Raw genomic sequence first — 26756 nt, 5'->3', positions numbered from 1 at the left:
AACTGAAACATGAACAAATCGATCGAACATCACCCCGTGCGCCTGCGCCGCTCGGTGCTCTCGGTGCCGGCCGACAATGCCCGTGCACTTGCCAAAGTCGCTGAACTCGCGACGGACGCCGCGATCTTCGATCTCGAGGATGCGGTGGCGCCCGAGCGCAAGGTGGAAGCGCGCGAGGCGCTGGTGCAGTTTCTGACGGCGAGCCGGCCGGATTGCGAAATCGTCATCCGCATCAATGCGATCGGCTCCGACTTCGGCCAAGGTGACCTCGCTGCGGCACTTTCTGCCAACTCGGACGCCATTCTGCTGCCGAAGGTCGAAAGCCCGGCGGATATCCAGGCGGCGGCCGACTGGCTTGCCGAGAACGATGCGCCGGAGACGCTGCGTCTCTGGGCGATGATCGAGACGCCGCGCGGCGTCATCAACGCGCCTGTTATCGCCGAGGCCGGCCGCACCTTCGGTGGGCGGCTCGATTGCTTCGTCGTCGGCCTCAACGATCTGCGCAAGGAGACCGGCGTGCCGGATCGTCCGGGCCGGCCCTATCTCGTCCCCTGGCTGATGCAGATCCTGCTGGCAGCGCGGGGCGGCGGGCTCGACGTCATCGACGCCGTGTTCAACGATTTCCGTGATGTGGCGGGTTTCGACGAGGAATGCCGGCAGGGCCGCGACATGGGCTATGACGGCAAGATGCTGATCCATCCGGCCCAGATCGGCCCGGCGAACGAGCGCTTCGGCGTGGAGCAGATCGCCGTCGACGAGGCGCGCGCGATCATCGCCGCCTTCGCGGCTCCGGAAAACACCGGCAAGGGCGTCATCAATCTCAATGGGCGCATGGTCGAGCGGCTGCACCTCGACCAGGCCATGACGCTTGCCGCCAAGGCGGACCTTATCGAGAAACGAAAGGCAAGATCTTGAAACTCTACCGCTTCCTGACCGGCCCCGACGACGCCTCCTTCTGCCACAAGGTGACAGCGGCGCTGAACCAGGGCTGGAGCCTGCACGGCTCCCCCGCCTATGCCTTCAATGCGGATACGCAGCACATGCAGTGTGGCCAGGCGGTGGTCAAGGAGGTCGAGGGCAAGGATTACACCCCGGATATCAAGCTGTCGGAACAGTGAACCCGACGATTCGCTTGAGATTGCCCCTCACCCTAACCCTCTCCCCGCAGGCGGGGCGAGGGGACGAACCCGGCTCGCAGCGTTGTCGAATGGAAGCGTCGTCAGTAGAAATCGACGGGGCTTCTTGTTGAAGCGAGCGGAGGCCGCGAGTCTCCTTCGCCCCGCCTGCGGGGAGAAGGTGCCGGCAGGCGGATGAGGGGCAGAATGGCGGTTGAGTGGTACTCACTGGAGTAACGGAAAAACGCCTCACACTTTTCCCGGAATTGCTCTAACCGCCGACGTGCTCGACGCTGGCTTCGATCCGTTCCATGTCGTCGTCGGAGAGGCCGAAATGGTGGCCGATCTCGTGGATCAGCACATGGGTGATGATGTCGCCCAGCGTCTCCTCGTTCTCTGCCCAATAATCGATGATCGGACGGCGATAGAGCGTGATCCGGTTGGGGAACTGGCCGGTTTCCATGGTGAAGCGTTCGCCGATGCCGCGGCCTTCGAAGAGGCCGAGCAGGTCGAAGGGCGTCTCCAGCGCCATGTCCTCGAAAACGTCGTCGCTCGGAAAGTCGGCGACCTCGATGATGAGGTCTGTCGTCAGCTGGCGGAACTCCTGCGGCAGGTGGCCATAGGCTTCCAGCGCGAGCTGTTCGAAAGTGGTAAGCGTCGGTGCGTGGCGTTCCCGCCAATCATCGGTGTGGTCAATGCGGGCCATAGGCACTCCTTGTTGCCCTCCATATAACGATTTTGCCTTTGTTTTTCGAGTGTTGAATTCCGCAGGCACAAAGACAGGAATAAATTCTTAGAATTGGCTGTTGACTCATTTAGGAAGCTCTGGAATCAATTAGAACATAACATGAACATTTATGATGGGAGTTGACCGTCATGGCCGACAAAGCCGTGCAGCGGGAGACGGTACTTTCGCTCCGAGAGACCATAGCCAGGATCGAAAACCGTCGACTTCCGGGCGTCGTGCGCGCCGCCAAGGCGGCTGACCCCGGCGGCTTCCGTCAGCGCGAGGAAGATGGATCCGGCCGCAAGGCGCTTGCGCTCGGGGTTCCGGATCTGGACGCGCTTCTTGAAGGCGGTCTGCCGCTCGAAGGCATGACGGAAATCCGCAATGCCGAGACGCGTGATGCTGGTGCTGCCGCCGGTTTTGCCGCCGCACTCGGTGTGCTCTGCCAGCAGGCGCGCCTGGAAAAGGGCGAGACGGCAGCTCCCGTTCTCTGGATCAGCCAGTCGATGGCCTCCAACGAAGCGGGCATGCCCTATGGGCTCGGTCTCAAGGCTTACGGGCTCGATGTGCGCGGCCTCGTCTTCAGCCTGCCACGCACGGTGAAGGATGCGCTCTGGATCGCTGAAGCCGCGCTTTCCGTTCCAAGCTTCTGCGCCGTCATCCTGGAAATTCGCGGCAATCCCGCAGCCTTGGCGCTTAGTGAAAGCCGGCGCCTTCATGTCCGCTCACGGGCGGGCCACGTTCCTCTTCTGCTCCTGCGCCAGTCCGGACACGAGGAGGCCAGCAGCGCCTTCTTTCGCCTCCTCGTCGAGCCGGCGCCGGCGCGAGAGCGCCCCCTACCGGATGGATCGATGCTTCGCGGCAGCATCGGCCATCCCGTCTTTCACGTCATTGCCGAGAAGAGCAGGGCTCCTGCGCCGCTCGGCTTCTTCCTGGAGTGGAATCCCCATGACCGCCGCCTTTACCCCGTCGAGCCCCTACCAGCCGCTGCTGCGGCAGATCCAGAACCAGCGCATTCTGTCGCTCGCCTTTCCGCATCTTCCGGCCGATCGGGTCGCCCGCAAGCGCTGGGGGAACTCGTGGCTTTCCCGCGGGCGTCCTGAGCATCCGCCCGTCGTCTTCGCCGACAAGGTGAAGAGTGCGATGCGTCTCGTTGCGCTCGACGGTTACGCCGAGAAGCGTGGGTTTCACATTGGCCAGGGGGTTGCCGAGGCCCGGGCCATGTGTCCCGAGATCGACGTGCTGCCGGCCGATCCCGTCGCTGACCGAGCCCTGCTCGAAGGCCTTGCCGATTGGTGTTGTCGCTATACGCCGCTGGTCGCGCTCGACGGCGACAGTGGCCTCTTTCTCGACATCACCGGCTGCGCCCATCTTCTCGGTGGGGAAAAGGCGCTTCTCGACGATCTGCTCGCCCGCCTCTTCCATCTGGGGGTCGAGGCCCGCGCGGCGATCTCCTCCTCGGCCGGGCTTTCCTGGGCGGTGGCGCGCTTCGGGTCCGAAGGCATCATTGCCCCGGATGAGGCTGCACGGGTGCTGGCGCCGCTGCCGATGGCGGCGCTCCGGCTGCCGCGGGAGACGATCGAAACGCTTGGCCGGGTCGGGCTCAAGCAGGTCGGCGACATCATTGGGGCGCCGCGCGCGCCGCTTGCCCGCCGGTTCGGCGCGATCCTGCTTCTGCGCCTTGATCAGGCGCTCGGGCGGGAGGACGAACCTTTGTCACCACGGCTGCCCGTCGCCGCCCTTTCGGTCGAGCGCCGTCTCGGCGAACCGGTCCAGGGCGAAGACGATATTTTAGGCCTGACGGAAGAGCTGGCGCTGCGGCTGAAGCCGGAACTGGAAAAGCGCGGGCAAGGCGGGCGGCTGTTCGAGCTTCTGCTCTTTCGCGTCGACGGTGCGGTCTTCCGCATCGCCGCCGGCACATCCTCGCCGCTCAACGAGCCGCGGCGTGTTGCCGGTCTTTTCCGCGAGCGGCTGCAGGCGGTCCATGAGGATCTCGACGCCGGCTTCGGCTTCGAAATCCTCAGGCTCTCGGTTCCGAAGAGCGAAAAATACGAGGTGATGCAGGAGGATTTTTCCGGCACGCCGGATCGCGAGCGGCCGCTTGCGGCCTTTGCCGATCGGGTCATGGCGCGGTTCGGTGCGGAGAGCCTGCTGGTGCCGGCTCTCGCGGAAAGCCATGTGCCGGAGCGGGCAGCGACTTTCCGTCCGCTCACGGACCTGGCGCTGATCAGCAAGGCCGAGGAGCCGGCGGAAAACATTCCCGCGACCCTGCTTGCCGCAGCGGCCCGGCCACAGCGGCTCTTTCCAAGCCCCGAGCCGGTGGAGGCGGTGGCGGAGGTGCCGGAGGGGCCGCCGAGAAGTTTCCGCTGGCGCCGCACGTTGCATCGCATCGCGCGCGCCGAAGGGCCGGAACGGATCGCCGGCGAGTGGTGGCTCGATGGCGAGCCGGCGATGGAACGCGATTATTTCCGGGTGGAAGATGAGCGCGGCCGGCGGTTCTGGCTGTTTCGCGAGGGCCATTACGGGGCTGCCGCCCCGCCCCGCTGGTTCATGCATGGAGTTTTCGCATGAGCGGCGCTACCCCCTATTTCGAGATCGGCGCCTGGTCGAATTTCTCCTTCCTCGAAGGCGCCTCCCATCCGGGCGAGATGGTCGTTGCGGCAAGCCGCCTCGGCATTGGTGGCCTTGGCATTGCCGACCGCAACACGGTGGCCGGCGTCGTGCGCGCCCATGCACAGGCCAAGGTGGAGAAATATGCCTTCCAGCCCGGCGCGCGGCTCTCCTTTGCCGAAGATCTGCCTGACGTGCTTGCCTATCCCTTAAATCGCCGCGGCTGGGGCAATCTCTGCCGGATGCTGAGCGCCGGAAACCTGCGCGCCAAGAAGGGCACCTGCACGCTCTATGAAGCCGATCTTGTCGAATGGGGCGAGGACCTCTTGCTTGTCGTGCTGCCGGATCCGGTGATCGGCGCGCCGGAGGCAACCCTGCTTGCCGATTTCCTCAAGCGGCTGAAACCGCATTTTGCCGATCGGCTCTATCTGGCGCTGGTGCCGCGTTATGACGGCTTCGACCAGCTTGCCTTTGCCGGGCTTGCGACCATCGCCCGCCACGCGGCGGTCAAGCCCGTCGCCACCAACAGTCCGCTGTTCCATGCCGCTGCCCGGCGGCCGCTCGCCGATGTCGTCACCGCCATCCGTGAGCATGTGACCATTGCCACGGCCGGCTACCGGCTGCACGCCAATGCCGAACGGCATCTGAAGACACCTGAGGAAATGGCGCGCATCTTCCGCGACTACCCGGAAGCGATCGCCAATACCGGGCATTTCTTTGGGAGGTTGAAGTTCTCGCTGTCGGAACTCGAATATCAATATCCGGACGAGAGCATTCCGGGCGAGACGCCGACGGAGACCCTGCGGCGGCTGACGATGGAGGGCGCGCGCGAGCGGTATCCTGAAGGCATTCCCGATAAGGTTTCAAGGCAGATCGAGTACGAGCTCGAACTGATCGCGGGCAAACGTTACGAGCCCTATTTCCTGACGGTGCGCAATATCATGCAGTTTGCGCGCAGCGTTCCTATCCTGTGTCAGGGCCGCGGGTCGGCGGCGAACTCCACCGTCTGCTATTGCCTGGGCATTACCGAGGTCGATCCATGTGAGACCACCCTGCTCTTCGATCGCTTCCTCTCGACCGAGCGGGACGAGCCGCCGGACATCGACGTCGATTTCGAGCATGAGAAGCGGGAAGAGGTGATCCAGCATATCTACCGCACCTACGGCAAGGAACATGCGGGGCTGACGGCCGCCGTCATCAGCTACCGGGCGCGCTCGGCCGGCCGCGAGACCGCCAAGGCCTTCGGCTTTTCCGAGGACGTGCAATCGGCGCTCGCCGGTTCGGTCTGGGGCTGGTCGGTCGCCGATCTTTCCGAGCGCGAGGCGCAGGCTGCCGGTCTCGACACGAAGGACCCGACGACGGTGAAGGTGCTCGATTATGCCACCGAGCTGATGAGCTTCCCGCGCCATCTCTCCCAGCATGTCGGCGGCTTCGTCATCACCCGCGACCGGCTCGACGAGGTGGTGCCGATCATGAACACGGCCATGCCCGACCGCTACATGATCGAGTGGGACAAGGACGACCTCGACACGCTGAAGATCCTGAAGATCGACGTGCTGGCGCTCGGCATGCTCACCTGCATCGCCCGGGCCTTCGCGCTGCTCGACCGGCATTACGGCGAGAAGAGAACGCTGCATCAGCTCTTCAAGGACGACCAGAAGGACGTCTACGACATGATCTGCCGCGCCGATACGATCGGTGTCTTCCAGATCGAAAGCCGGGCGCAGATGAGCATGCTGCCGCGATTGAAGCCCAGGAAATTTTACGATCTCGTCATCGAGGTGGCGATCGTCCGGCCGGGGCCGATCCAGGGCAACATGGTGCATCCCTATCTGAAGCGACGGGAGCAGCATGCTCTGAAGATCCCCATCGAATATCCGAGCAAGGAGCTGGAGCTCGTTCTGGAGCGGACGCTCGGCGTGCCTCTCTTCCAAGAGCAGGCGATGCAGATCGCCATCACGGCCGCCGGTTTCTCGCCCAGCGAGGCCGACCGGCTACGGCGCGCCATGGCGACCTTCAAGCGCACCGGCACCATCCATACCTTCCATGAGAAGATGATCGAGGGCATGGTCAAGAATGGCTATGACAGGGACTTTGCCGAGCGCTGCTTCAAGCAGATCGAAGGTTTCGGCGAATATGGTTTTCCCGAGAGCCATGCCGCGTCCTTCGCGCTTCTGGTCTATGTCTCCTCCTGGCTCAAGACCTATTATCCGGACGTCTTCTGCGCGGCGCTCCTGAACTCGCAGCCGATGGGGTTCTATGCGCCCGGGCAATTGGTGCGCGATGCAAGGGAGCATGGGGTCCGGGTGCGGCCCGTCGACATCAATCATTCGGTCTGGGATGCCGATCTTGAAGAAGGAAGCCTCGACAAGGGGGCCATCGAGCCGCGCCATCGCGAGATGGAGGACGTGATCATGACCGACAAGGCGATGCGCCTCGGCTTCAACTCGATCAAGGGCCTGAACCAAAAGGAGATGGAGGATAAGCTCGTTGCCAACCGCGGCGCCGGCTACCGGACAGTCCGCGATCTCTGGCTGCGCTCCGGCCTCTCCCGCTCCGCGCTCGAAAGGCTTGCGGACGCGGATGCCTTCCGCTCGATCGGGCTCGATCGGCGCAAGGCGCTCTGGGCGGTAAAGGCCTTGGACGAAAAGAGTGCCGCCGAACGCTTGCCGCTCTTCGACCGGGCAGCAAAGGAAGAGTTGCGGCCGGAACCGGCGATGATCCTGCCGGAGATGCTGCCGGGCGAGCAGGTCATCAACGACTATCGCTATCTCTCCTTCTCGCTCAAGGCGCATCCGGTCTCCTTCCTGCGGGCGGCGCTTTCCGAGCAGGGCATCGTCACCAGCCGCACGCTTGCGACGGCCCCGGTCGGACGGCGGATAACGGTCGCCGGACTGGTGCTCGTCCGCCAGCGCCCGGGCTCCGCCAAGGGCGTGATCTTCATGACGATCGAGGACGAGACCGGCGTCGCCAATGCGATCGTCTGGCCGAAGGTATTCGCGACCTATCGGCCGGTGGTCATGGGTGCGCGCCTCGTCAAGATCCGCGGCCGGCTGCAGCGCGAAAGCAGTGTCATCCATGTGGTCGCCGAACACATCGAGGACATCACGCCGATGCTGGGACTGCTGCGTGCAGAGGTGAGGCGGTTCGGCGCGAACGACCGTGCCGATGAAACGCTGAGACCGACCGGCGACGCGCGCGAGAAGAAAGCGCAGGGCGATCTGCGCCTGGCGACGGCGCGGCGTCCCGGCAGCAGTCCGGAGCAGGCGACGGCCGAGGTGGCAGACGTGATGCCGAAGGGGCGCAATTTCCATTGAGGGCGCGGCTCGGATCCCGGCTACCGCAAAGGCAGCCGGATGGGCTTTCCGATAAAACGAGCAGGTCATCTTATATGCGGATCGGGACGGTCCGCATGACCATTCGGCAAAGGCTACAGTCGGCGCGCGCGGCGAAGCGGTCTGATGGTGTGTAAAAATGTCGCAGTCGGCGTGCGGCATGATCGACCTAAGGTCTGCAAGAATAGTCGTTCATATTTCTCTAATATTTTGAAAAGACGAAGCTTTTTATCAAGTTTAGAGTCGTTCTAATCGACCTGCAACTTCCGCTCGCGGAGTTTTTAGTTGACACTAAATGTCCTGTTTTGCTTTATGCGCTGATACAGGGCGTTGCGTACGACAGGCGAGACGACATGCTGGTTTGCAGCTGCAATTTCATCACGGAAAAAGAGATCGAGGACACGATTATCGGCCTCCTCGACGAGGACTGTTGGCAGCTGATCGTGCCGGCGAAAGTCTATCACGCGATGGAAAAACGCGGCCGTTGCTGCGGCTGCTTCCCGAATGTCGTCGACATCATCATCCGCACCACCGAGCAATATCACGCGCACCGCGACTCGACGGACGCCGAGATATTTGATTTCATGACCCGCCTCAGACAATTCCACGAAGAGAACCGGAGGGCGGACATTGAAAGGCGACAAAAAGGTCATCGAGCAGCTTAACGAAGCGCTCTATCTCGAACTCGGTGCCGTCAACCAATACTGGTTGCACTACCGCCTCCTCGAAGACTGGGGTTACACGCTTCTCGCCAAGAAGGAGCGCGCGGAATCCATCGAGGAGATGCAGCATGCCGACAAGCTCGTCGCGCGCATCATCTTCCTTGAAGGCCACCCCAACCTGCAGACGGTTGCGCCGCTGCGCATCGGGCAGAACGTCAAGGAAGTGCTGAAGGCTGACCTCGCCGGCGAATACGACGCCCGCACCGCCTACAAGAAATCACGCGACATCTGTCACGCCGCCGGGGACTATGTCTCCATGAAGCTCTTCGAAGAACTGCTCGCCGACGAAGAGGGTCACATCGACTTCCTGGAAACCCAGCTCGATCTGCTCGACAAGATCGGCGAAGAAAAATACGGCCAGCTCAACGCCGCACCGGCCAACGAGGCCGAAGCCGACTGAGTTCGGCGCAGCTTTCCAAAGGCAAAGGCCGGCGACATCGCCGGCCTTTTTCGTCTGTGAGACAAACTCTCGCTGGGTCCTTCGAAATTACGCGATACCGAACGGTAAGCCGCTGCGTATTTTGCGCGGCGTCCTTCAGGGCGCGAGATGCGCGAAGGCCGTGACGACTTCCTCGTAGACCTTGCGCTTGAACGGCACGATCAGCTCCGGCAATTCGTGCATCGGCTTCCACTCCCAGGCGTCGAACTCCGGATCGTGTCCACCCGGCGGCGGGTTGATGGCGATTTCGTCCTCCTCGCCCTCGAAGCGAAAGGCATACCAGCGTTGCGTCTGGCCGCGATACTTGCCCTTGAGGCCGATACCGATCAGATGCTCTGGCAGATCGTAGTTGATCCAGCCAGGCGCCTCCGCGAGTAGCGAGACCGTCTTCATGCCGGTTTCTTCGTAGAGCTCGCGATAGGCGGCCTTCAACGGATCCTCGTTCTTGTCGATGCCGCCCTGCGGCATCTGCCAGCGCTGCGGCGAGCCGTCATATTCGGAATTGCCGACGGCGATCCGGTGCCCGGCCCAGACGAGGCCTGCGCGGTTCAGCACCATGACCCCGACACAGGGGCGATAGGGAAGGTCCTCCGCTCTGAGTTTCTTGCCCTTTTCCTTGCTCATCGGCTGCCTCTTCTCTTCAATCGCCAAATCATCCTGCCGGATGGCTGTAAGCTAGTTCTGTTGCGGATCCTTGACGAGCGCGGAAACGCCGACGATCTCGATACCGCGTCCCTGTGCCTCGCCGATCCAGGAGGCAATCGCACCCACGCTTTCGTCGAAGGCGGAAGCGACGCCGATGGCAGTGCCATTGCGGCGTGCAATGCGCTCGAGCTCGTCGAGCTTCTTCAGGATCGCGCTGCGGCTGAGCTCGGTGTCGAGCGTCAGGTCGGCAAAGCCGTGCGGTACGTCGAAGGCATCGGCAAGCTTGCCCGAGAGCGATTGCGCCGACGTTCCGTCATCGAGGAACAGCAGGCCGCGCTTGCCGAGATCGCGCATCACCGGTTCCAGCGCGTCGGCGTCCGACAGGAAGCGGCCGCCGAGATAATTCATGATGCCGGTGTAATTCGTGATCTCGGCGAGATTCCGGTGCAGCTCCGTCAGGTTCTTCTTGGCGCCGAGATCGATGCGCAACGCATTGGGGCCGGGATCGTTCGCCGGATAGTCGAAGGGTTCCATCGGTACCTGCAGCAGGATCTCGTGGCCGCTTCGGCGCGCCTCCTGCATCCAGCGCTGCAGGCTGTTTCCGGCCGTGGCAAAGCCCAGCGTCACTTCAGCCGGCAGGTCGCGGATCGCTTTCTGGGTGCCGGTCTGGCTGAGGCCGAGACCGCCGACGACCAGCGCGATCCGCGTGCCGCGCGCACCGGACCAGGGCCGGGCATATTGATCCATGGGGCGCAGACCGTCCGGGCCGATGATCGGTAGACGTCCGGCCGGGCTGTCTTCCAGGAGATCGTCGTTGGGCATGGCTGCCATTCGCGGATCCTGGCCGCGGATCGGACCGACATTGATCAGGGCCGGGCCCTTGCCGTCGCGGCTGCGCGGTGAAAACTTGGTAACGGTAGAGCCGTCATCGGTGAGCGTGTGTTCGACGTCGGCGCCGGAATAGGCGGTCCCCGGCTTCATCGTTCCGCCCGCACCGGACTGGCCATTTGCCGCCTTCGCTGGCTTCTCGGCGGCGCCCTTGGCGCTCTCGGTCGCTGCCGTTTCAGGCTGGCCTCGCTTCAGCCCGTCCTGCGCAAGCGTGCCCCACAGCGACAGTCCGACCACCGACGCAATACAAATACCGAGAAAAGAGAGCCCGAGCATCCGTCGGGGATTGCGCCTCGCCGCTGGCTTCACCCGCCGGTTCTGGCCCAGGGGGGCATTGAGATCAGTTCCCAAACGGAGCCTCGGTCGATCTGTGCGATGTTGCCGCTCCTGCATGCCTGCTTTTGATCACGGTCGATCAAAGGACAAACATGCAGCAATTCAAAGTGCTGCAGCGACTTTGCGCGTCTGACAGGACGTGCGGCACTCTAGAGCAAGGCGGCGTTGAGACGCTTCGCAGTTCCTCTCTCCGAGCGCACCGGTGCCTGAGAATCAGCGGCCGCGGCAGCGTCTTTACCCCTATAATTTAGCTGAGTCGCGTTGACCAGTGCGTCTGCTTTCGGCGGAGCGGATGCGCTCGGCTGAAATGCAGAGCGCCGCGTGTTCGTTCGAACACGCGGCGCTCTCAATTCCATGCTCAGAGGCTTACTTCTTGAGCTGAGCCTGTTCCGGATTGGCCGGGAAGGCCGGATCCGTCTTCTTGCCGCGCAGCAGGTCGAGCGCGTAGTTGAGCTGCAGGTCGTCCTTCGTCTCCGGCGGCACATAGGCGACCGAGCCCGACCCTTCTTCGGTCTCGCTCTGGCCCTGGATGTGGCCGCGCAGGTCGGACTCGCCCTGGGCCTCGACCTTGCCGAGCAGTTCCGGCGGCAGCGGTTGTTCGACCTTGATGTCGGGCGAGATGCCCGTGCCCTGGATCGATTTGCCGGATGGCGTGTAGTAGAGCGCCGTCGTCAGACGCAGGGCACCGGCTTCGCCGAGCGGGATGATCGTCTGGACCGATCCCTTGCCGAAGGAGCGGGTGCCAAGCACGGTCGCGCGCTTCAGGTCCTGCAGGGCACCGGCGACGATTTCCGACGCGGAGGCCGAACCGCCGTTGACGAGCACGATGACCGGCTTGCCATCGGTCAAGTCGCCGGGCGTCGCGTTGAAGCGGCGGGTCTCGTCCGGGTTGCGGCCGCGGGTCGAAACGACCTCGCCGCGCTCGAGGAAGGCATCCGAGACGTTGATCGCCTGGTCGAGCAGACCGCCCGGGTTGAGGCGCAGGTCGAGGACGTAGCCCTTGAGCTTGTCGGCCGGCACTTCGGCCTTGATCTTCTCGATGCCCTTCTTCAGGTCGTCAAAGGTCTTCTCGGTGAAGGAGATGACACGCAGATAGCCGACGTCGCCTTCGGTGCGGAACTTGACGGCGCGAACGGCGATGACGTCGCGCACGATTGTCAGCTCGATCGGCTTTTCCGCGCCCTTGCGCAGGATCGTCAGCTTGATCGGCGTACCGACGGCGCCGCGCATCTTCTCGACGGCGTCCTCAAGCTTCAGGCCGCGCACGTCCTGGCCGTCGATCTTCGAGATGAAGTCGCCGGCAAGAACACCGGCGCGCGCGGCCGGCGTGTCGTCAATCGGGCTCGTGACCTTGACGAGATCGTCCTCCATGGTGACTTCGATGCCGAGGCCGCCGAACTCACCGCGGGTCTGGGTGCGCATGTCCTCGGCATCGGCCGAGTTCATGTAGCTGGAATGCGGATCGAGCGAGGAGAGCATGCCGTTGATGGCATTCTCGATCAGCTTGTCGTCCTGCGGCGGCGTCACGTACTGCGCGCGTACGCGCTCGAAGACGTCGCCGAAAATTGCCAGTTCGCGATAGGTCGAGGTGTTGGCCGCGACAGCCGGAACGACAGCCGAATAAACCACGCCCATCGCGGTCGCGCCCATCAGCGCCCCGACCAGAACAAGTGAAGCCCTACGTATCATTTCGCGCCTTTCCAACCTCTGCTGCGGTCCACCACGGTCGGGAATCAACCGGTTTCCCGTCTTTCCGGAATTCAATGTAAAGCGTCGGCCGGTCTGTTTCCAGCGCCAAGGCCGCAGCGCTCGCCACTCTTTTTGCGCCCATCGTTGCCAATGGTTCACCGGCCACGACAAACTGCCCGGGCTGTACGCTCACCCTCTCCATCCCCGACAGCACGACGTGATAGCCGTCGCCCGGGTTGAGAATGATCATCTGCCCATAACTGCGGAAATTGCCTGCATAGACGATCCAGCCATCTGACGGCGCAGTCACCAGCGCGCCCGGATTGGTTTCCAACATGATCCCTTGCAGGGAGTGCCCCGTGCCATCTGCATCGCCGAATTTGCGCAACAGCGATCCCGCAACCGGATAGGCAAGCTTGTTCCTCAGCTCCGAAAACACATATGCGGGGGCAATGCGGTTTTTGTCGGGCACGGCATTGCGGGCCAATTCGCGCGCCGCCTCGCGCTCGGCCTCGCTCATGCGCCGGCGCTCTTCCTCCTGCGCGCGGGCCGCTTCCGCGGCTTCGCGAACAGAGGCGATCTGGCTTTCGAGCGAGCCGATCAGACCTTGAAGATTGGTGGCCTGCCCGGCAAGTTCCTGCGCCTTGCGCTGTTCGGCGGCAAGCTCGCTGGCGCTCGACTGGCGCAGCTTCTCCTTTTCGGCGACCAGCATCGACATGCGGCGCTCTTCTTCGAGATTGGCGGTCATCGCCGCGGTCAACTCTTCCCGCTGACGGTCGATGCCGACGCGGATGTCCGAGAGCGCCTTGAGGTCCGCCACCAGGTTTTCGGTTTCCTTGCGCAGACCCGGCACGACGGCGCCGAGCAGAATCGCGCTGCGCACCGAGGCCAGCGCATCCTCCGGCGTCACCAGGATCGCCGGCGGCGGGTTGCGCCCCATTCGCTGCAGCGCGGCGAGAACCTCGGCAAGCACGCCGCGGCGCGCGTGCAGCGACTTCCGGACGGCATCCTCCTTGGTTCGCAGATCACTCAGTTTCTTTTCACCGTCGACGATCTGTTGCTCAAGGCCCTGCCGCTTCTTGGCGGAATCGACAATCGCGGCGCGCAGCGTCTCATTGGTCTTGTCGATCTCGGCGATGGTTTCGCTCAGCGCGTTGGCGCGCTCCTGCGACAGCGTGATGGTCTTCGAAAGCGCGTCGAGTTCGCTGCGCGTGCTGTTGCGGCGAAGGGTGAGGTCGGCGGCAGGATCCGGCGGGCCCTGTTCCTGGCCGGCCATCGTGGCGCCGGGTGGCGTGGCTTCCTGGGCGCCTGCCGGCAGGCCGATCGCGAGCGCGACCGCAAGCGCCGCCGCCTTGCGGCCAAGCCGTCCTGCGTCGTCTTTTCCCATGCTGAAAACGCTGGTCCTGCCTCGGCGCGTCATCGGTTCGCGTGCGTCCATCCGAAAAACATGAAGAAAAAACCTAATCTGATTTGGCGCGCGCGACCAAGCATATTCTCGTTATCGCTGCGTGTGCCGCGCGGGGAGTAAGGGCGAAAAACCTGCGCGTTAGACGCGATGGTATGGGTGTCCGGAGAGAATGGTGACGGCGCGGTAGAGCTGTTCGGCGATCAGGATACGGACGAGCTGGTGCGGCCAGGTCATCTTTCCAAGATTGAGCACGGCATCGGCGCGGGCGTGAAGGCTCGGGTCGAGGCCATCGGCGCCGCCGATCGCGATCATCAGATCGCGCTTGCCGCTGTCGCGGAACGTCCCGAGCAGCGATGCAAAGCTGTCTGAATCCAGCGCCTTGCCGCGCTCGTCGAGAAGCACGAGCAGGCTGCCATCGGCGAGTGCCTTCTCGAGCTGGGAGGCTTCCTCCCGCTTGCGCGTGTCGGCATTCGAGGCGCGGCTTTCGTTGACTTCGACGACACGGGAAAGCTCGAGGCCGATCGCCGGGCCCGCCTTGGAAAAACGATCGAGATAGCGGGCCGCGAGATCCTTTTCCGGCCCCGCCTTCAGGCGGCCGACTGCGAATAATCCGATACGCATGACCTTATCCGTCCTCGCTTGCGCTGCACCCGCGCACTGCATAGTTCCTGAAATCGGGTCGATTCAAGGAGAATTCCATGCAGCGTCCATGGAGCCTTGCAGCGTCGGTGCGCGCCTTGTCCGGTTAACGGCCCTGAAGGTCACGATCAGTCGCAACAAACTTCCGGCTGAAAGCGCCGCTCAAGACGGCGACAGCCCTTCAAATTCATGCATGACCGCAACTCGGCTCGTCCGGCATTCAGCAGCGCGGCGACCCGGTCGGTCTCAATGCAGGGTGCCGTCCTCGATCTCAGGAGCTGCCCACATCTTCTCGATGTTGTAGAACTCCCGGATCTCCGGCCGGAAAATGTGAACGATCACATCACCGGTGTCGATCAGCACCCAGTCACCGCCTTCCAGACCTTCGACACGGGCATTGCCAAAGCCCCCGTCCTTGAGGTCGGTCGTCAGGTGATCGGCAATGGCCATCACATGCCTGTTCGATCGCCCGGAGACGACGACCATGAAGTCCCCCAGCGCCGATTTTCCGGCAATGTTGATGCTGACGATATCTTCTGCCTTCGAGTCCTCTAGGCTTTCGAGGACCAGTTGAAGCGCACGGACAGCGGCTTCGTCGCTCGATCCCGTGCTGCGCGGGAATGCGGAGACCGCATATCCCTTGGCGTGTGCTGTTGTCAGGGTCTTTCCTTTCCATATGAACAGAACAGGCACTTTCGATTCGAACAAAGATCGAACCGTCCATGAATTTAGGCATCAAACCGTAGCGGTTTCAAGACAGCAGAACTGATTCCCAGGAAATCATACTCCGCCCGCCGCCCGAAGCGCGGTCGAGCTCATCGACGAGCGCGGTCCGTGAATGAAGGTCCAGGCGGGGGCTGCGTGATAGGCCAGGCGGCGTGCGTCGTCCTCGTCGATGCGTGCCTGGTCGAAGGTCTTGGCCATGCGCGAGGAGAGGTAGGCGAGCGTCGAGCCAGGCCGATCGATGACGGCGATCGGGAAGGTGCGGGCGATCTTCTGCCAGTTCTGCCAGCGGTGAAAGTTCTTCAGGTTGTCGGCGCCCATGATCCAGACGAAGCGAATGTCGCGATTGCGGGCGCGCACGATCTCAAGCGTGCGGGCCGTATAGCTCTGCCCGAGCGCCTGTTCGAAGGCCGTCACCTTGATGCGCGGGTCGCGCGCGATCGTTTCGCTCATGGCGATACGGTCGGCGAGCGGCGCCAGATCGTTGTGATCCTTGAGCGGGTTGCCGGGCGTCACCATCCACCAGAGCTGGTCGAGCCCGAGCCGCTGGATCGCCGTATCGGCTACCAGCACATGGCCCTGGTGCGGCGGATTGAAGGATCCACCGAAGAGTCCGACCACCATGTCGCTTTCGACATGGGGCATGCGCAGGTAGCGGGCGTTCACCTTGCCCGCCGTCACCTCAGGGCCTGACCTGTCCAGCACCGCGCACCCGATACTTGAAGGATGTCAACTGCTCGACGCCAACGGGGCCGCGCGCATGCATCTTGCCGGTGGCAATGCCGATCTCGCCGCCCATGCCGAACTCGCCGCCATCGGCAAACTGCGTCGAGGCATTATGCAGCAGGATCGCGGAATCGATCTCCGAGAAGAAGCGTTCGACCACCGCAGGATCCTCGGCGATCACCGCTTCGGTATGCGCCGAAGACCAGGTGCAGATGTGTTCGATGGCGCCGGAAATGCCGTCGACCAGCTTCACCGAGATGATGGCGTCGAGATATTCCGTCGCCCAGTCCTCATCGGTCGCGGCCTTCAGCCCGTCGACCGTACCGGCGAGTTCGTCCGACACCCGCACTTCGCAGCCGGCCGCAAGCAGGGCGCCCAGCAGCGGCTTGGCCAGCCGCGCGGCGTCGTTGCGGTCGATCAGCAGCGTTTCGGCCGCGCCGCAGATGCCGGTGCGGCGCATCTTGGCGTTGACGACGATCTTTTCCGCCATGGCAAGGTCGGCCGAGGCGTCGACATAGATGTGGCAGAGACCCTCGAGATGGGCAAAGACCGGCACGCGCGCTTCGTTCTGGACGCGGGCGACGAGGCTCTTGCCGCCGCGCGGCACGATGACGTCGATCGCGCCAGCGAGACCCGAGAGCATGGCGCCGACCGCGGCGCGATCGGCAACCGGCACCATCTGGATGGCGTGTTCGGGCAGGCCGGCGGCCTTCAGCCCTTCGACCAGGCAGGCGTGGATCGCGCCGGAAGAATGGAAGCTGTCGGAGCCGCCGCGCAGGATAACGGCATTGCCGGCCTTGAGGCAGAGCGCGCCGGCGTCGGCGGTTACGTTCGGCCGGCTTTCATAGATGACACCGATCACGCCGAGCGGGGTGCGCACGCGCTCGATATGCAAGCCGTTCGGCCGGTCCCATTCGGCGATCACGTCGCCGACCGGATCCTTGAACTCGGCAATTGCGCGAATGCCGCTCGCCATGTCGCGGATGCGGCCTTCGGTGAGGGTCAGGCGATCGATGAAGGCGCTGGCGACGCCGGTCTCGCGGGCGTTTTCGAGGTCGATCGCATTGGCGGCGAGGATCTCTTGCCCGCGCGCAATGATGGCGTCGGCCATGGCGATCAAGGCGGCGTGCTTGCGTTCGGCGCTGGCGACGGCGAGCGGTCGGCTGGCAGCCTTGGCCCTGCGGCCGATCTCCAGCATGACGCTTTCGACGTCGTCCTTGTTCTTCACCTCGTCAAGCATGGATCTCATCCTTCCGGCTGCCCTCGTCTTGGGCGCGTTTTCCGGTCATCACCATATCATCGCGGTGCACCATGGCGGCGCGGCCGGCATAGCCGAGGATCACGGCGATCTCGGCCGATTTCTTGCCGACGATCTGGCGGGCCTCGTCGGCGTCGTAGCCGGCAAGGCCGCGGGCGATCTCGCGGCCCGATACGCCGAGAATGGCGATCGTGTCGCCGCGGCTGAAGCTGCCGGTGACGTCGCGGACACCGGCCGGCAGCAGGCTCTTGCCCGAGCGCAGCGCCTCCTCGGCGCCGGCGTCGACGCTGAGCGTTCCGGCCGGCAGCAATTGCCCGGCGATCCAGGTCTTGCGTGCGGTCACCGGCGAACCCGATGGGGCAAACCAAGAGGAGCGGGCGCCGTCCTCGATCGCGGCGAGCGGATGGTTCGGCTTGCCGGAAGCGATGATCATGGCGCAGCCCGCGGTCGTCGCGATCTTGCCGGCGTCGATCTTGGTGCGCATGCCGCCGCGTGAAAGCTCGGAGGCCGCACCGCCGGCCATGGCTTCGATTTCGGGCGTGATCTCGGCGATCGTTTCCAGGAAACGGGCGTTCGGGTCGAGATGCGGCGGGGCGGTATAGAGCCCATCGATATCGGAGAGCAGCACCAGGAGGTCGGCGCCGACCATGGTGGCGACGCGGGCGGCGAGGCGATCATTGTCGCCATAGCGGATTTCCGTGGTTGCCACGGTGTCGTTCTCGTTGATGATCGGCACGGCGCCGAGCTTCAGCAACTGGTTGATCGTTGCGCGGGCATTGAGATAGCGGCGGCGCTCCTCGGTATCGCCGAGCGTCAGCAGCACCTGGCCGGCAACGATGGCGTCGGTCGAAAGGCTCTCCGACCAGGCGCGTGCCAGCGCGATCTGGCCGACGGCGGCGGCCGCCTGGCTTTCTTCCAGCTTCAGGGCGCCGGACGGCAACTTGAGCACCGTGCGGCCGAGCGCGATTGCGCCTGACGAAACGACCAGCACCTCGACGCCTTTGGCCTTGAGGCCGGCGATGTCGGCGCACATCGCGTCGAGCCAGGATTTCTTCAGCCCTGTGGCGCGGTCGACGAGGAGTGCCGAGCCAATCTTGATGACGACCCGGCGATACTTCAGAAGCGGCTTACGGGTCTTGCTCATGTCAGACGTTCTCCTCGCCGGACTCTTCGCCTGCCTTCGCGGCGACGATGACGCCACGAAGGGCCCGCAGCGCTTCGGTCATACCCTTGCCGACGGCGGCCGAAAGCAGGAGCGGCGGCGAGCCGCAGGCCTTCGCCAGAGCCTTGCTCTTCGCCTTCAACTCGTCCTCGTCCAGCACGTCGATCTGCGACAGCGCCACGATCTGCGGCTTGTCCTCGAGGCCGCCGCCATAGGCTTCGAGCTCGTGTTTCACCGTCCTATAGGCCTTGGCGACATCTTCTTCCTGGGCCGAGACGAGATGCAGCAGCACGCGGGTGCGCTCGACATGGCCGAGGAAGCGGTCGCCGATGCCGACGCCTTCATGGGCGCCTTCGATGAGGCCCGGAATGTCGGCGATGATGAACTCGTTGCCGTCGATGGTGGCGACGCCGAGATTGGGATGCAGCGTCGTGAAGGGATAGTTGGCGATCTTCGGACGCGCGCGGGTGCAGGCGGCGAGGAAGGTGGACTTGCCGGCATTCGGCAGGCCGACGAGGCCGGCGTCGGCGATCAGCTTCAGCCGCAGCCAGAGGGTCTTCTCGTCGCCTTCGAGGCCCGGATTGGCCCAGTTCGGCGCCTGATTGGTGGAAGACTTGAAATGCGCGTTGCCGAAGCCGCCATTGCCGCCGGCGGCCAGCCGGTAGCGCTGGCCCTCGGCCACCATGTCGACGATCAGGGTCTCGTTGTCTTCCTCGAAGATCTGCGTGCCGACCGGCACCTTCAACGTCACGTCGTCGCCGCCGGCGCCGGTGCGGTTGCGGCCCATGCCGTGCTGACCGGTCTTCGCCTTGAAGTGCTGCTGGTAGCGGAAGTCGATCAGCGTGTTGAGACCGTTGACGGCCTCCACCCAGACGTCGCCGCCGCGACCGCCGTCGCCGCCGTCCGGTCCGCCGAACTCGATGAACTTCTCGCGCCGGAACGAGACGGCGCCTGCGCCGCCGTCGCCGGAGCGGATGTAGACTTTCGTTTCGTCGAGAAATTTCATTGGGCTGCCATCTGTTCGGTAAAGGTGCGCGGTCTTAGTTCACGGTGAGAGCGGGATGCGGGCGGAAAACCGCATACATTTTTCCTCATCCCGCTTTATTTTGCCGCCATCGATATAGGCGGTTTATTCGGAGGTCAAAGAATATCGTGCGGTTCGTCAGCTACAACATCCAATACGGCATCGGTCTCGACGGCCGCTTCGATCCCGAAAGGATCGCGGCCTCGATCGGGGACGCCGATATCATCGCGCTGCAGGAAGTGACGCGGGGCTTCCACCGCAACGATCACGTCGATCTTGTTGCCCGCTTCGAAAGGCTGTTTCCGGGTCATTTTACGGTCTTTCACGCGCCTTGCGACATCGACATCGGTTCGGCGATCGAAGATGGGCGGGCGGTCAGCCGCCGCTTCCAATTCGGCAACATGATCCTGTCGCGCTGGCCGATCCTTTCGACGCGGCTGATCCCCCTGCCGCGCACCCGCACGATCAGCCCGCTGAACCTGCAGCGCGGTGCGACCGAAGCGTTGATCGCGACACCGGGCGGCGCCCTGCGTGTCTACTCCGTGCATCTCGATCATGTGCTTCCGGCCGAGCGCATCGCCCAGATCCGTTATCTCAAGGACCGGCTGCTCGGCTATCCGCTCGAAGGCGGCGCGATCACAGGGGCGGCCGATTTCGGCCTGGCCGAGCCGCCGCATCCGGAAGACTTCGTCGTCATGGGCGATTTCAACATGCAACCGGAGACGCCGGAATACAACGCCATGGTCGGTTCGCGCGACGCCTACTACGGTCGCTCGCTGCGGCTTGAGAACCCCGTCGATGCGCTCGCCCATCTCGGTCGGCTGGCGCCGGAAAGCTATAGCTGGATTCATCCCGAAAACCCCGAAAGACGCATGCATCTCGACTATTGTTTCCTCAGCGCCGGTCTCATTTCGCGGCTGACGGACGCTTGGATCGACTACGACGCCAAGGGCTCCGACCACTTGCCTGTCGGCTTCACGCTCGCATGACAAGTCCCCCGCGAAGTGAGCTTCGCGGGGGATGTCTTTCAATGTGGTCGACGCAGATCGGCAGCGGTCAGCCGCGTTTCGATATGCGCGACCATGGCATTGCGGGCGAGTGCGTAGACCTGGCTGCAGCCGGTGATCTGGAACCCGATCTTCTCCTGCACCTTCAGCGAGCCCGGATTGTCGGCAAAGACGCCCGAATGCAGCGTCGTTTCCGGCATGCGGCGGAAGAAGCGGTCGACCGCCGCATAGGTCGCTTCGGAGGCAAAGCCCTTGCCCCAGTAGAAACGGTTCAGCCAGTAGCCGACATGCCACTGGCCATGCCGGAGCTCGATGCTGACACAGCCGATATGCACGTCGTCGCCCGTGGTGACGGCGAAGGTCCAGTCGGGCGTCAGCCCCGAGGTCTGCGCGGTCAGCCAGTCGAGCGCATCCTGCAGGTCGTAGGGCGCGGGAACGCGCGCCAGCATGCGCGCGACCTGGAAATCGCCGAGCGACTGGGCGATCGCTTCGGCGTCACCTCGCCGGTGCGGGCGCAGGACCAGGCGCTTCGTCTCGATGACCGGGCAGGGGCCCGGACCGGGGCGGGCGACGAGCCGTTGGCGTTCGGAAACGAGCGCGTTCATCGCATGCCTCCCCAGCTTCTCAAGGAGACCCAGGTCTTGCGGTCGAGCCGGTACCACTCGACGGCGATCGAACCGCCGAGCGCCAGGCTGCCGACCATGCCGCTGCCCTGGAACTGGAAGCCGCACTTCTGGATGACCCGGCGGGACGCCAGATTCATGACCCGGCAGCGCGCATCGATCTGATCGATGTCGCGGGTGCGGAAGGCCATGTCGGTCAGGACCTGGGCGGCCTCGGTGGCATAGCCCTGGTTCCAGTAAGGCTCGCCCAGCCAATAGCCGAGTTCCGCCGTCTTGCCGTCCGGATGCGGCTCGATACCGCAGCAACCGAGAAATGCGCCATTGTCCGCCTTGGTAATCGCGTAGACGCACTTGCCAATCGTGCCGGCTTTCGCGCGTCGCACGAAATCGGCGGCGTCGGCCGTCGTATACGGGTGCGGCATGCGCGAGACCATGGTCGCGACATTGGCATTGTTGGCAAGATGGGCAAGGGCGTCGATATCGTCTTCATGAGGGGCGCGCAGAACGAGCCTGGGTGACAACAATATCGGGCAATCGGTCCTTGACCGTTGGGGCCTCAGCCTCTGCTCGGGAGACCGGGATTGGTCTTCCCTCAACAACTCGGTTTGCATGGCTTCCTCCAGAAATGAAAAAGGGGAGTTGGGTCTTGCCCCATCTCCCCTTTTCAAGTCTGGCCTGGAACCATCAGGTGCGTCAGCCGGGTCGATGAGACGCCGGCTGTTTTAGAGCGCTACCGGCTTATTCCGCTGCTTCGGCTTTCGGCATTACAGACACGTACACGCGGCCATTGGCCTTCGTACGGAAGTCCACGTTGCCGGCCGTAAGTGCAAAAATCGTGTGGTCCTTACCGAGGCCGACATTGGCGCCCGGATGCCACTTCGTGCCGCGCTGGCGCACGATGATGTTGCCTGCAACGACGTTTTCGCCGCCGAACTTCTTCACGCCAAGGCGCTTGGACTCAGAATCGCGACCGTTACGCGACGAACCGCCAGCTTTTTTGTGTGCCATTGGTGTTCTCCTTTAAACCTTAGATCCAGGAACTCAGTTTGCAGCGGCTTCGGCGGCAGCTTCGGTCTTCTTCGAAGCCTTCTTCGCCTTGCCACCGGCAGCAGCGATGTCCAGGATACGGACGGTCGTCTGGTGCTGGCGGTGACCGCGCGAGCGCTTGGAGTTCTGGCGGCGACGCTTCTTGAAGGCGATGACCTTCTTGGCGCGGCCCTGTTCCACAACTTCAGCGCTGACAACGGCGCCTTCGACAAACGGAGCACCGATGGTTGCATCGGCGCCGACGCCGACCATCAGGATCTCGGTGAATTCGATCTTGTCGCCTGCAACGCCTTCCAGCTTTTCGATGGTGAGGACGTCGTTGGCGGCCACGCGGTACTGCTTACCGCCGGTCTTGATGACTGCGAACATTTTTTATCCTTTCATGTTCGATCCGGCTCTTTGCCCAAGGACAAGGCCGTCTTTTTCTCAGTCGACAGGTAAAGTGGAGCCTTTTAGGCTTCCACCGGTGAAAGGGCGCAATTCACACCCGATGCGGAGTAGCCAGGCCACACCACTTCATTGCGCGGATTACAAGGAATCGCGCGTGTGTGTCAAGGCGAAAGCAACAGGACCGTTACATATTCTTCAAACAGGCCCTTGCCAGCACCCGAATCTGCCGCTATGAACCCGACCGCGCTCACCGAGCGCCAACCAGTTATGCGGAGAGGTGGCAGAGTGGTTGAATGCACCGCACTCGAAATGCGGCATAGGTGCAAGCCTATCGGGGGTTCGAATCCCCCCCTCTCCGCCAGTCTGAACTGAATTTCCAGCGTATTCCCCATACTTCTGCGCTCATTTGAGCGATCAATGCGCATGTTTGGTGGGTGTATGTATGCCTGGCCACAGTCCGGCACGAATAGACTTTCGCCTATGCATGCGGCGTCCGCGATGCGATGTTTGATCTGCGGAGGTTGCCCTCCGCAGAGGTAGTTACTCGGTGATGTCGACGTAACGCCAAGGCAAGCGTGACGGGTGGACGTTTTGGAGAAAGCGCACGACATCACGCCGACCATACAGTTGATTGCCGGTCGCACTCAGGAGGACAACCGGTTGCCTCAACCTTACGCTGAGAGCGGCAATGGTGCGCTCAGCTGTGTGACTGTTGCAGACAACGTGATCTTTTACCGAAGCTACGGCGAAATTGATCCCCTGTTCGCGAACGAGTGCTATTTGCCATCGAGACATTAAGCCACCCTCCTTTTCGTAAGAGCGACTTGTTCACTGCCCACGTGCTTTCGGCGTTTAACGACCTCGTTTATACGACCCGGGTTGACACCAAAGCTGGCTGCGATGTGGTGCTGGAATTCACCGGCCCAGTATCTCAACCAAACGTTCACTGCATCATCGAATGACAGCCTGCATGCCTGTGGATATTCCGTCTTCATGACGGCTCCTTTCGAGAAAGAGCCGGCTATGGCTTGACTGCTTCCACCTAATGACTCAAGGTCTGGTGGTGATCACGCAACAGCCCACCGGCTGTTATACCCTATGACCCACACGTCTCAACCACGTGTGGGTCAATTCAATTTCAGCGATTCTCCTAACGAAATCGAATCTTCCGGTCGCGTAAGCAGGGGCGGCGCCTGCTTTTCCACAGGAATCGGGGCGTTCTTCTTAAATGCGTGTATGCATAATCTTTGGCATCAGTTGGTTCATCCTCAGCTAGGTGTGGAGCCTCAACAGGTTGTCCTCGGTCAGGCCGAGTCTACTGATGGGCGTTTGAGATTTTAGGCTGCCATGCGGACGATGCCAATTGTAGCGATGAAGCCAGGCAGGCAGTTCGGGGGCGCGCTGGTCTGAAGTCGGGTAGGCGACGGCATAGGCCCATTCCCGGAGCGCGGTCTGGATGAAGCGCTCGGCCTTGCCGTTGGTTTTCGGCGTGTAGGGTCTGGTGCGGATGTGCTTGAGGCCGAGCGTGCGGCACGCCTTGGCGAAGGCTTTCGACCGATAGCAGGAGCCGTTGTCGGTCATGACGCGTTCGACCGTGATGCCGAGGCTTGCGTAGTAGGCGACCGCCGCCTTGAGGAAGGCGACGGCGCTTGTCTGTTTTTCGTCCGGCAAGACCTGCGAGAAGGCGCCGCGCGAGGCGTCGTCGATGCACACATGGACGAACTCCCAGCCAATGCCGCGGCTGTTGGACTGGCCGGTGCGATCGCCGGTGATGCGGTGGCCGACCCGGTCGAAGCGCCCGAGTTTCTTGATGTCGATGTGGATCATCTCGCCCGGCCTGTCGCGCTCGTAGCGGCGCACCGGCTCGGCCGGTTCGATATCCATCAGCCGCGAAAGACCGACCCGCTTGAGCACGCGGCTGACGGTTGCCGCCGACACGCCCGTCTGTCTGGCGATATGCTTGCCCGTCAGCCGCCGGCGGCGCAACGTCGCGATCGCGTCGGCAACCGCTGCCGGGGTCTGTGCCGGGCTCCGCTTCGGTCGAGACGAACGATCCGCCATGCCAGCCGGCCCCTCGCACCGGAAGCGCGCGACCCAGCGCCCGACGACCTTCACCGTCACGCCATAGACCCGCGCCGCATCGGCTTTGGAAAGACGGCCTTCGACAACGGCGCGCGCCATCTCCTCTCGACGCAACGGCGTCAAACGGGCATTCTTGTGGATGTTCATTCGGTCCTCCGCGAATCACTGAAGCTTGAACAACCTCAGCTTTCCCGGCTCGGACCGAGTGGACAACCTCCTGAAAGCTCACAGCTAGGTCTTCAACAGGCGTGTCAAACCAGATGATGTAGAACATCGATGGACGCCGATATCTATAAGTCTGACCAAGTCACTGCTGCTCACGGGAAGCTGCGACGGGATCTCAAGACCCAGTCGCTAATTTACGACTGTAAAGCTACCTTTTACTGGTCGTGCCGGGGCTGGACCTGTCAAGCCAAATACCAATGACTCAACCTCCTCCCAGGGAAGATTGAGATCATTGGCTATGTCGCTTTTCGTAACGCCTTTGGACCACAACGCCGCAAAAACCTTCGCTAACAGAGTGGAAGCCTCCCTTTCGACGCCTAATGGTTCGCCTGTCCGGTACCCCCTCTGACCAAGGTCGATGACAATTGACCGGTAGTTCCAATCCGAAAGCATACCGGCCTGGTTCAGCCTCATAGCCAATGCCATGGCTGAAACTTTCCAGCGAACCTTCGCTTTGATAATTTGCGATGAGCTATATACCTGACCAATCGAGTTCTTGAGATCGGCTTCGGGCATCAGGAAGGCGGAAGCAAATTGATTTGCTTGTCGTTCGGCATCGTCTTCCGGCGCCGATTCAGCTTGAGCATGGAAGTGCAAAACTAAATGGCCGAGTTCGTGCGCGGCATCAAAGTTGGAACGCTCCGCCGTCTTCCTCTGGTTAAGGAAGACGTAAGGGTGATCTGAATGCCAGAAAGAATATGCGTCCACATTCTGCGTATTCTCTGAGAGAGAAAGCACGCGGATACCCTTCGATTCGAATAATCGCAGGATATTGCCGATCGGACGATCACCGATGCCCCAATGCTGGCGCAGCAGACGTGCGGCCACTTCCGGTCGGTCCTGCTCTCTGCTCAGATCGATGAGATCTGGCGTTGGGAGTTTGAAACGTTCGTCAACCCATTGATAAAGTGCAATGCCGTTTGAGCCTGCTGCGAGCGAGGCGTTCCGCTCCGCCGCTTTCATTTTCTTTAGGCTGCGAAATGAAACAGAGCGCGGCTCAAGTATCTCCGGCTTATCCATGAAGAAGAATGCTCGAGGGTAGCCGAGCGCATGAATCAACTTTTCTACGGTCGCCTCGTCAGGCTGGTGACCGTTCTCGACTTTTGAAACTGTTACCTCCGTAACGCCAGCTGCTTCCGCTAATTGCTTCCCCGATAGCTTCTTCCTATGCCGGGCTACCTTTAGTCTTTCTGCGCAGAACATTATGCTTTGTCTTTGAAAATCACGGGAACATCAAAATCGTCGATTGGGCCAGTGTCAGGATCAATTGACGCTTCCCAGTTCTCATCAGGGCGATCAACGAAAATCCGCTCCACAAATCCGGCGTATCTCTTATTTCCGATCACAGGGCAAGAAAGTTCGACGCTGCCGTCTTCGCCGACCATCACAAAATAGGTAGTTACCTGATCGCCCAGAGGATCCTTAGCATCCTGATCAGGCAAGCGATCGGCATCATTTTCGAGAGCGATATCGAAATACTCAAAGAGTGGTAGGCGACATAGCTGGGCAGTGCCGTTACCCTTTGAGGAGCGCGGCATCGGAGGAAAATCAGCATCACATGCTCTATCGACGTTCTGATAGCCAAGGCGAACGCCAAGTCGACGATTGATCACAGCCTCAACGCCGAGCGTCCTGTCGATCATCCACTCATCATCAAGGACTTGGCTACGCAGCGCACCCACTCCGTGGATGTATGCCAGCGTTCCAGGTGCGTTAAGTGGCATCAGCGGGCTCGCGTCGTCGGCGGCGGCGCGTGCCGAGTCTCTAATGGCCAATATTTGGCCGAGAGTCAGTGCGAAATCGGCAAGTCGCCGCTCAGCGTCCATCGGTTTCTCAAAAATGGCAGTGCGGAACGGTGACATGGCGTTTCTCGCGTTTAAGAATCTCCCCCTCAATAGAGGGGATAAAAATTAAACGCGCAAGAGGCGCGGTCAAC

The 26756-nt window shown here is 62.5% G+C and carries 26 protein-coding genes and 1 tRNA gene; 9 read left to right on the top strand and 18 right to left on the bottom strand.

Features of this window, described 5'->3' with window-relative positions; translation table 11 throughout:
* Positions 1-9: 9 nt before the first annotated feature.
* Positions 10-915 (top strand): HpcH/HpaI aldolase/citrate lyase family protein, encoded by a 906-nt coding sequence (locus QM996_RS16200; RefSeq protein ID WP_500268330.1) that lies wholly within the window; start codon positions 10-12, stop codon positions 913-915.
* Positions 912-1118 (top strand): DUF1737 domain-containing protein, encoded by a 207-nt coding sequence (locus QM996_RS16195; protein WP_500268329.1) that lies wholly within the window; start codon positions 912-914, stop codon positions 1116-1118. The genes QM996_RS16200 and QM996_RS16195 overlap by 4 nt, the downstream gene beginning before the upstream one ends.
* A gap of 268 nt (positions 1119-1386) precedes the next feature.
* Here the strand turns inward: QM996_RS16195 and QM996_RS16190 are convergent, their stop codons facing one another.
* Positions 1387-1821: a metallopeptidase family protein gene (locus QM996_RS16190; protein ID WP_429814805.1), complete on the bottom strand. Its 435-nt coding sequence runs from the start codon at positions 1819-1821 to the stop codon at positions 1387-1389.
* Positions 1822-1991: 170 nt separating this feature from the next.
* Here QM996_RS16190 and QM996_RS16185 point away from each other — a divergent pair, with 170 nt between their 5' ends.
* From QM996_RS16185 to bfr, 5 genes are all read left to right on the top strand, one after another.
* Positions 1992-2945: an ImuA family protein gene (locus tag QM996_RS16185; RefSeq protein ID WP_500268328.1), complete on the top strand. Its 954-nt coding sequence runs from the start codon at positions 1992-1994 to the stop codon at positions 2943-2945.
* Positions 2830-4413, top strand: coding sequence for a Y-family DNA polymerase (locus tag QM996_RS16180; protein WP_500270334.1), 1584 nt, complete (start codon positions 2830-2832; stop codon positions 4411-4413). Before QM996_RS16185 ends, QM996_RS16180 begins: the two co-directional genes overlap by 116 nt.
* Entirely contained in the window at positions 4410-7769 is a 3360-nt protein-coding gene (locus QM996_RS16175; RefSeq protein WP_500268327.1) for an error-prone DNA polymerase family protein, read from the top strand. Before QM996_RS16180 ends, QM996_RS16175 begins: the two co-directional genes overlap by 4 nt.
* 371 nt (positions 7770-8140) lie before the next feature.
* On the top strand, positions 8141-8452 hold the full coding sequence (locus QM996_RS16170) for a (2Fe-2S)-binding protein (protein ID WP_500268326.1): 312 nt from the start codon (positions 8141-8143) through the stop codon (positions 8450-8452).
* Positions 8418-8909 (top strand): bacterioferritin, encoded by a 492-nt coding sequence (bfr, locus tag QM996_RS16165; protein ID WP_247959431.1) that lies wholly within the window; start codon positions 8418-8420, stop codon positions 8907-8909. Before QM996_RS16170 ends, bfr begins: the two co-directional genes overlap by 35 nt.
* 135 nt (positions 8910-9044) lie before the next feature.
* On the opposite strand, the gene QM996_RS16160 is transcribed toward bfr, so the two are convergent.
* The 10 genes from QM996_RS16160 to obgE form a co-directional block, all read right to left on the bottom strand.
* On the bottom strand, positions 9045-9572 hold the full coding sequence (locus tag QM996_RS16160) for an RNA pyrophosphohydrolase (protein ID WP_500268325.1): 528 nt from the start codon (positions 9570-9572) through the stop codon (positions 9045-9047).
* 51 nt (positions 9573-9623) lie between these two features.
* The gene (locus QM996_RS16155; RefSeq protein ID WP_500268324.1) at positions 9624-10832 is read right to left on the bottom strand and encodes a divergent polysaccharide deacetylase family protein; all 1209 of its coding nucleotides are present in this window, start codon (positions 10830-10832) and stop codon (positions 9624-9626) included.
* 351 nt (positions 10833-11183) lie between these two features.
* Entirely contained in the window at positions 11184-12506 is a 1323-nt protein-coding gene (locus tag QM996_RS16150; protein ID WP_173517792.1) for a S41 family peptidase, read from the bottom strand.
* Entirely contained in the window at positions 12496-13893 is a 1398-nt protein-coding gene (locus QM996_RS16145; RefSeq protein WP_500268323.1) for a murein hydrolase activator EnvC family protein, read from the bottom strand. Before QM996_RS16145 ends, QM996_RS16150 begins: the two co-directional genes overlap by 11 nt.
* A gap of 159 nt (positions 13894-14052) precedes the next feature.
* The gene (gene rlmH / locus QM996_RS16140; RefSeq protein ID WP_500268322.1) at positions 14053-14535 is read right to left on the bottom strand and encodes a 23S rRNA (pseudouridine(1915)-N(3))-methyltransferase RlmH; all 483 of its coding nucleotides are present in this window, start codon (positions 14533-14535) and stop codon (positions 14053-14055) included.
* 264 nt (positions 14536-14799) lie between these two features.
* Positions 14800-15246, bottom strand: coding sequence for a ribosome silencing factor (gene rsfS, locus QM996_RS16135; RefSeq protein WP_173518198.1), 447 nt, complete (start codon positions 15244-15246; stop codon positions 14800-14802).
* Positions 15247-15333: 87 nt separating this feature from the next.
* Entirely contained in the window at positions 15334-15921 is a 588-nt protein-coding gene (locus QM996_RS16130; protein ID WP_500270333.1) for a nicotinate-nucleotide adenylyltransferase, read from the bottom strand.
* A gap of 37 nt (positions 15922-15958) precedes the next feature.
* The gene (locus tag QM996_RS16125; RefSeq protein ID WP_500268321.1) at positions 15959-17242 is read right to left on the bottom strand and encodes a glutamate-5-semialdehyde dehydrogenase; all 1284 of its coding nucleotides are present in this window, start codon (positions 17240-17242) and stop codon (positions 15959-15961) included.
* Positions 17235-18404, bottom strand: a complete 1170-nt coding sequence (gene proB / locus QM996_RS16120) for a glutamate 5-kinase (RefSeq protein WP_500268320.1) — start codon at positions 18402-18404, stop codon at positions 17235-17237. The genes QM996_RS16125 and proB overlap by 8 nt, the downstream gene beginning before the upstream one ends.
* Position 18405: 1 nt before the next feature.
* Positions 18406-19428: a GTPase ObgE gene (obgE, locus tag QM996_RS16115; RefSeq protein WP_173517787.1), complete on the bottom strand. Its 1023-nt coding sequence runs from the start codon at positions 19426-19428 to the stop codon at positions 18406-18408.
* Positions 19429-19574: 146 nt separating this feature from the next.
* On the opposite strand from obgE, the gene QM996_RS16110 reads away from it, so the two are divergent.
* On the top strand, positions 19575-20435 hold the full coding sequence (locus tag QM996_RS16110; RefSeq protein ID WP_500268319.1) for an endonuclease/exonuclease/phosphatase family protein: 861 nt from the start codon (positions 19575-19577) through the stop codon (positions 20433-20435).
* Between the two features lie 38 nt (positions 20436-20473).
* Here the strand turns inward: QM996_RS16110 and QM996_RS16105 are convergent, their stop codons facing one another.
* From QM996_RS16105 to rplU, 4 genes are all read right to left on the bottom strand, one after another.
* Positions 20474-21058, bottom strand: a complete 585-nt coding sequence (locus tag QM996_RS16105; RefSeq protein WP_500268318.1) for a GNAT family N-acetyltransferase — start codon at positions 21056-21058, stop codon at positions 20474-20476.
* The gene (locus tag QM996_RS16100; protein ID WP_034802649.1) at positions 21055-21687 is read right to left on the bottom strand and encodes a GNAT family N-acetyltransferase; all 633 of its coding nucleotides are present in this window, start codon (positions 21685-21687) and stop codon (positions 21055-21057) included. The genes QM996_RS16105 and QM996_RS16100 overlap by 4 nt, the downstream gene beginning before the upstream one ends.
* 127 nt (positions 21688-21814) lie before the next feature.
* Positions 21815-22084, bottom strand: a complete 270-nt coding sequence (gene rpmA / locus QM996_RS16095) for a 50S ribosomal protein L27 (protein ID WP_037470908.1) — start codon at positions 22082-22084, stop codon at positions 21815-21817.
* A gap of 33 nt (positions 22085-22117) precedes the next feature.
* Positions 22118-22492, bottom strand: coding sequence for a 50S ribosomal protein L21 (gene rplU, locus QM996_RS16090; RefSeq protein WP_057254969.1), 375 nt, complete (start codon positions 22490-22492; stop codon positions 22118-22120).
* Positions 22493-22784: 292 nt separating this feature from the next.
* Here rplU and QM996_RS16085 point away from each other — a divergent pair.
* A tRNA-Ser gene (locus QM996_RS16085) sits at positions 22785-22874 on the top strand.
* 911 nt (positions 22875-23785) lie between these two features.
* Here QM996_RS16085 and QM996_RS16080 read toward each other — a convergent pair.
* The 3 genes from QM996_RS16080 to QM996_RS16070 all read right to left on the bottom strand — a co-directional run bounded on the left by QM996_RS16080 (position 23786) and on the right by QM996_RS16070 (position 26682).
* Positions 23786-24742, bottom strand: a complete 957-nt coding sequence (locus QM996_RS16080) for an IS481 family transposase (RefSeq protein WP_500268317.1) — start codon at positions 24740-24742, stop codon at positions 23786-23788.
* Between the two features lie 207 nt (positions 24743-24949).
* Entirely contained in the window at positions 24950-26023 is a 1074-nt protein-coding gene (locus QM996_RS16075; RefSeq protein ID WP_500268316.1) for a helix-turn-helix domain-containing protein, read from the bottom strand.
* On the bottom strand, positions 26023-26682 hold the full coding sequence (locus QM996_RS16070) for a hypothetical protein (RefSeq protein WP_500268315.1): 660 nt from the start codon (positions 26680-26682) through the stop codon (positions 26023-26025). The genes QM996_RS16075 and QM996_RS16070 overlap by 1 nt, the downstream gene beginning before the upstream one ends.
* Between the last annotated feature and the right edge of the window lie 74 nt (positions 26683-26756).

The organism is Sinorhizobium chiapasense, from assembly GCF_045277575.1.
Classification (GTDB): domain Bacteria; phylum Pseudomonadota; class Alphaproteobacteria; order Rhizobiales; family Rhizobiaceae; genus Ensifer; species Ensifer chiapasense_A.
The sequence above is the reverse complement of the archived record's forward strand: the minus strand, read 5'-3'. Positions and strand labels throughout refer to the sequence as shown.

Bases quoted from the DNA above. Each gene is read 5' to 3' on its own strand.
- QM996_RS16200 (WP_500268330.1), top strand. From the start codon at position 10: ATGAACAAATCGATCGAACATCACCCCGTGCGCCTGCGCCGCTCGGTG.
- QM996_RS16190 (WP_429814805.1), bottom strand. From the start codon at position 1,821: ATGGCCCGCATTGACCACACCGATGATTGGCGGGAACGCCACGCACCG.
- QM996_RS16185 (WP_500268328.1), top strand. From the start codon at position 1,992: ATGGCCGACAAAGCCGTGCAGCGGGAGACGGTACTTTCGCTCCGAGAG.
- QM996_RS16175 (WP_500268327.1), top strand. From the start codon at position 4,410: ATGAGCGGCGCTACCCCCTATTTCGAGATCGGCGCCTGGTCGAATTTC.
- QM996_RS16170 (WP_500268326.1), top strand. From the start codon at position 8,141: ATGCTGGTTTGCAGCTGCAATTTCATCACGGAAAAAGAGATCGAGGAC.
- QM996_RS16160 (WP_500268325.1), bottom strand. From the start codon at position 9,572: ATGAGCAAGGAAAAGGGCAAGAAACTCAGAGCGGAGGACCTTCCCTAT.
- QM996_RS16150 (WP_173517792.1), bottom strand. From the start codon at position 12,506: ATGATACGTAGGGCTTCACTTGTTCTGGTCGGGGCGCTGATGGGCGCG.
- QM996_RS16145 (WP_500268323.1), bottom strand. From the start codon at position 13,893: ATGGGAAAAGACGACGCAGGACGGCTTGGCCGCAAGGCGGCGGCGCTT.
- rlmH (WP_500268322.1), bottom strand. From the start codon at position 14,535: ATGCGTATCGGATTATTCGCAGTCGGCCGCCTGAAGGCGGGGCCGGAA.
- QM996_RS16130 (WP_500270333.1), bottom strand. From the start codon at position 15,921: ATGCCCCATGTCGAAAGCGACATGGTGGTCGGACTCTTCGGTGGATCC.
- QM996_RS16125 (WP_500268321.1), bottom strand. From the start codon at position 17,242: ATGCTTGACGAGGTGAAGAACAAGGACGACGTCGAAAGCGTCATGCTG.
- proB (WP_500268320.1), bottom strand. From the start codon at position 18,404: ATGAGCAAGACCCGTAAGCCGCTTCTGAAGTATCGCCGGGTCGTCATC.
- obgE (WP_173517787.1), bottom strand. From the start codon at position 19,428: ATGAAATTTCTCGACGAAACGAAAGTCTACATCCGCTCCGGCGACGGC.
- QM996_RS16105 (WP_500268318.1), bottom strand. From the start codon at position 21,058: ATGAACGCGCTCGTTTCCGAACGCCAACGGCTCGTCGCCCGCCCCGGT.
- QM996_RS16100 (WP_034802649.1), bottom strand. From the start codon at position 21,687: ATGCAAACCGAGTTGTTGAGGGAAGACCAATCCCGGTCTCCCGAGCAG.
- rpmA (WP_037470908.1), bottom strand. From the start codon at position 22,084: ATGGCACACAAAAAAGCTGGCGGTTCGTCGCGTAACGGTCGCGATTCT.
- rplU (WP_057254969.1), bottom strand. From the start codon at position 22,492: ATGTTCGCAGTCATCAAGACCGGCGGTAAGCAGTACCGCGTGGCCGCC.
- QM996_RS16080 (WP_500268317.1), bottom strand. From the start codon at position 24,742: ATGAACATCCACAAGAATGCCCGTTTGACGCCGTTGCGTCGAGAGGAG.
- QM996_RS16075 (WP_500268316.1), bottom strand. From the start codon at position 26,023: ATGTTCTGCGCAGAAAGACTAAAGGTAGCCCGGCATAGGAAGAAGCTA.
- QM996_RS16070 (WP_500268315.1), bottom strand. From the start codon at position 26,682: ATGTCACCGTTCCGCACTGCCATTTTTGAGAAACCGATGGACGCTGAG.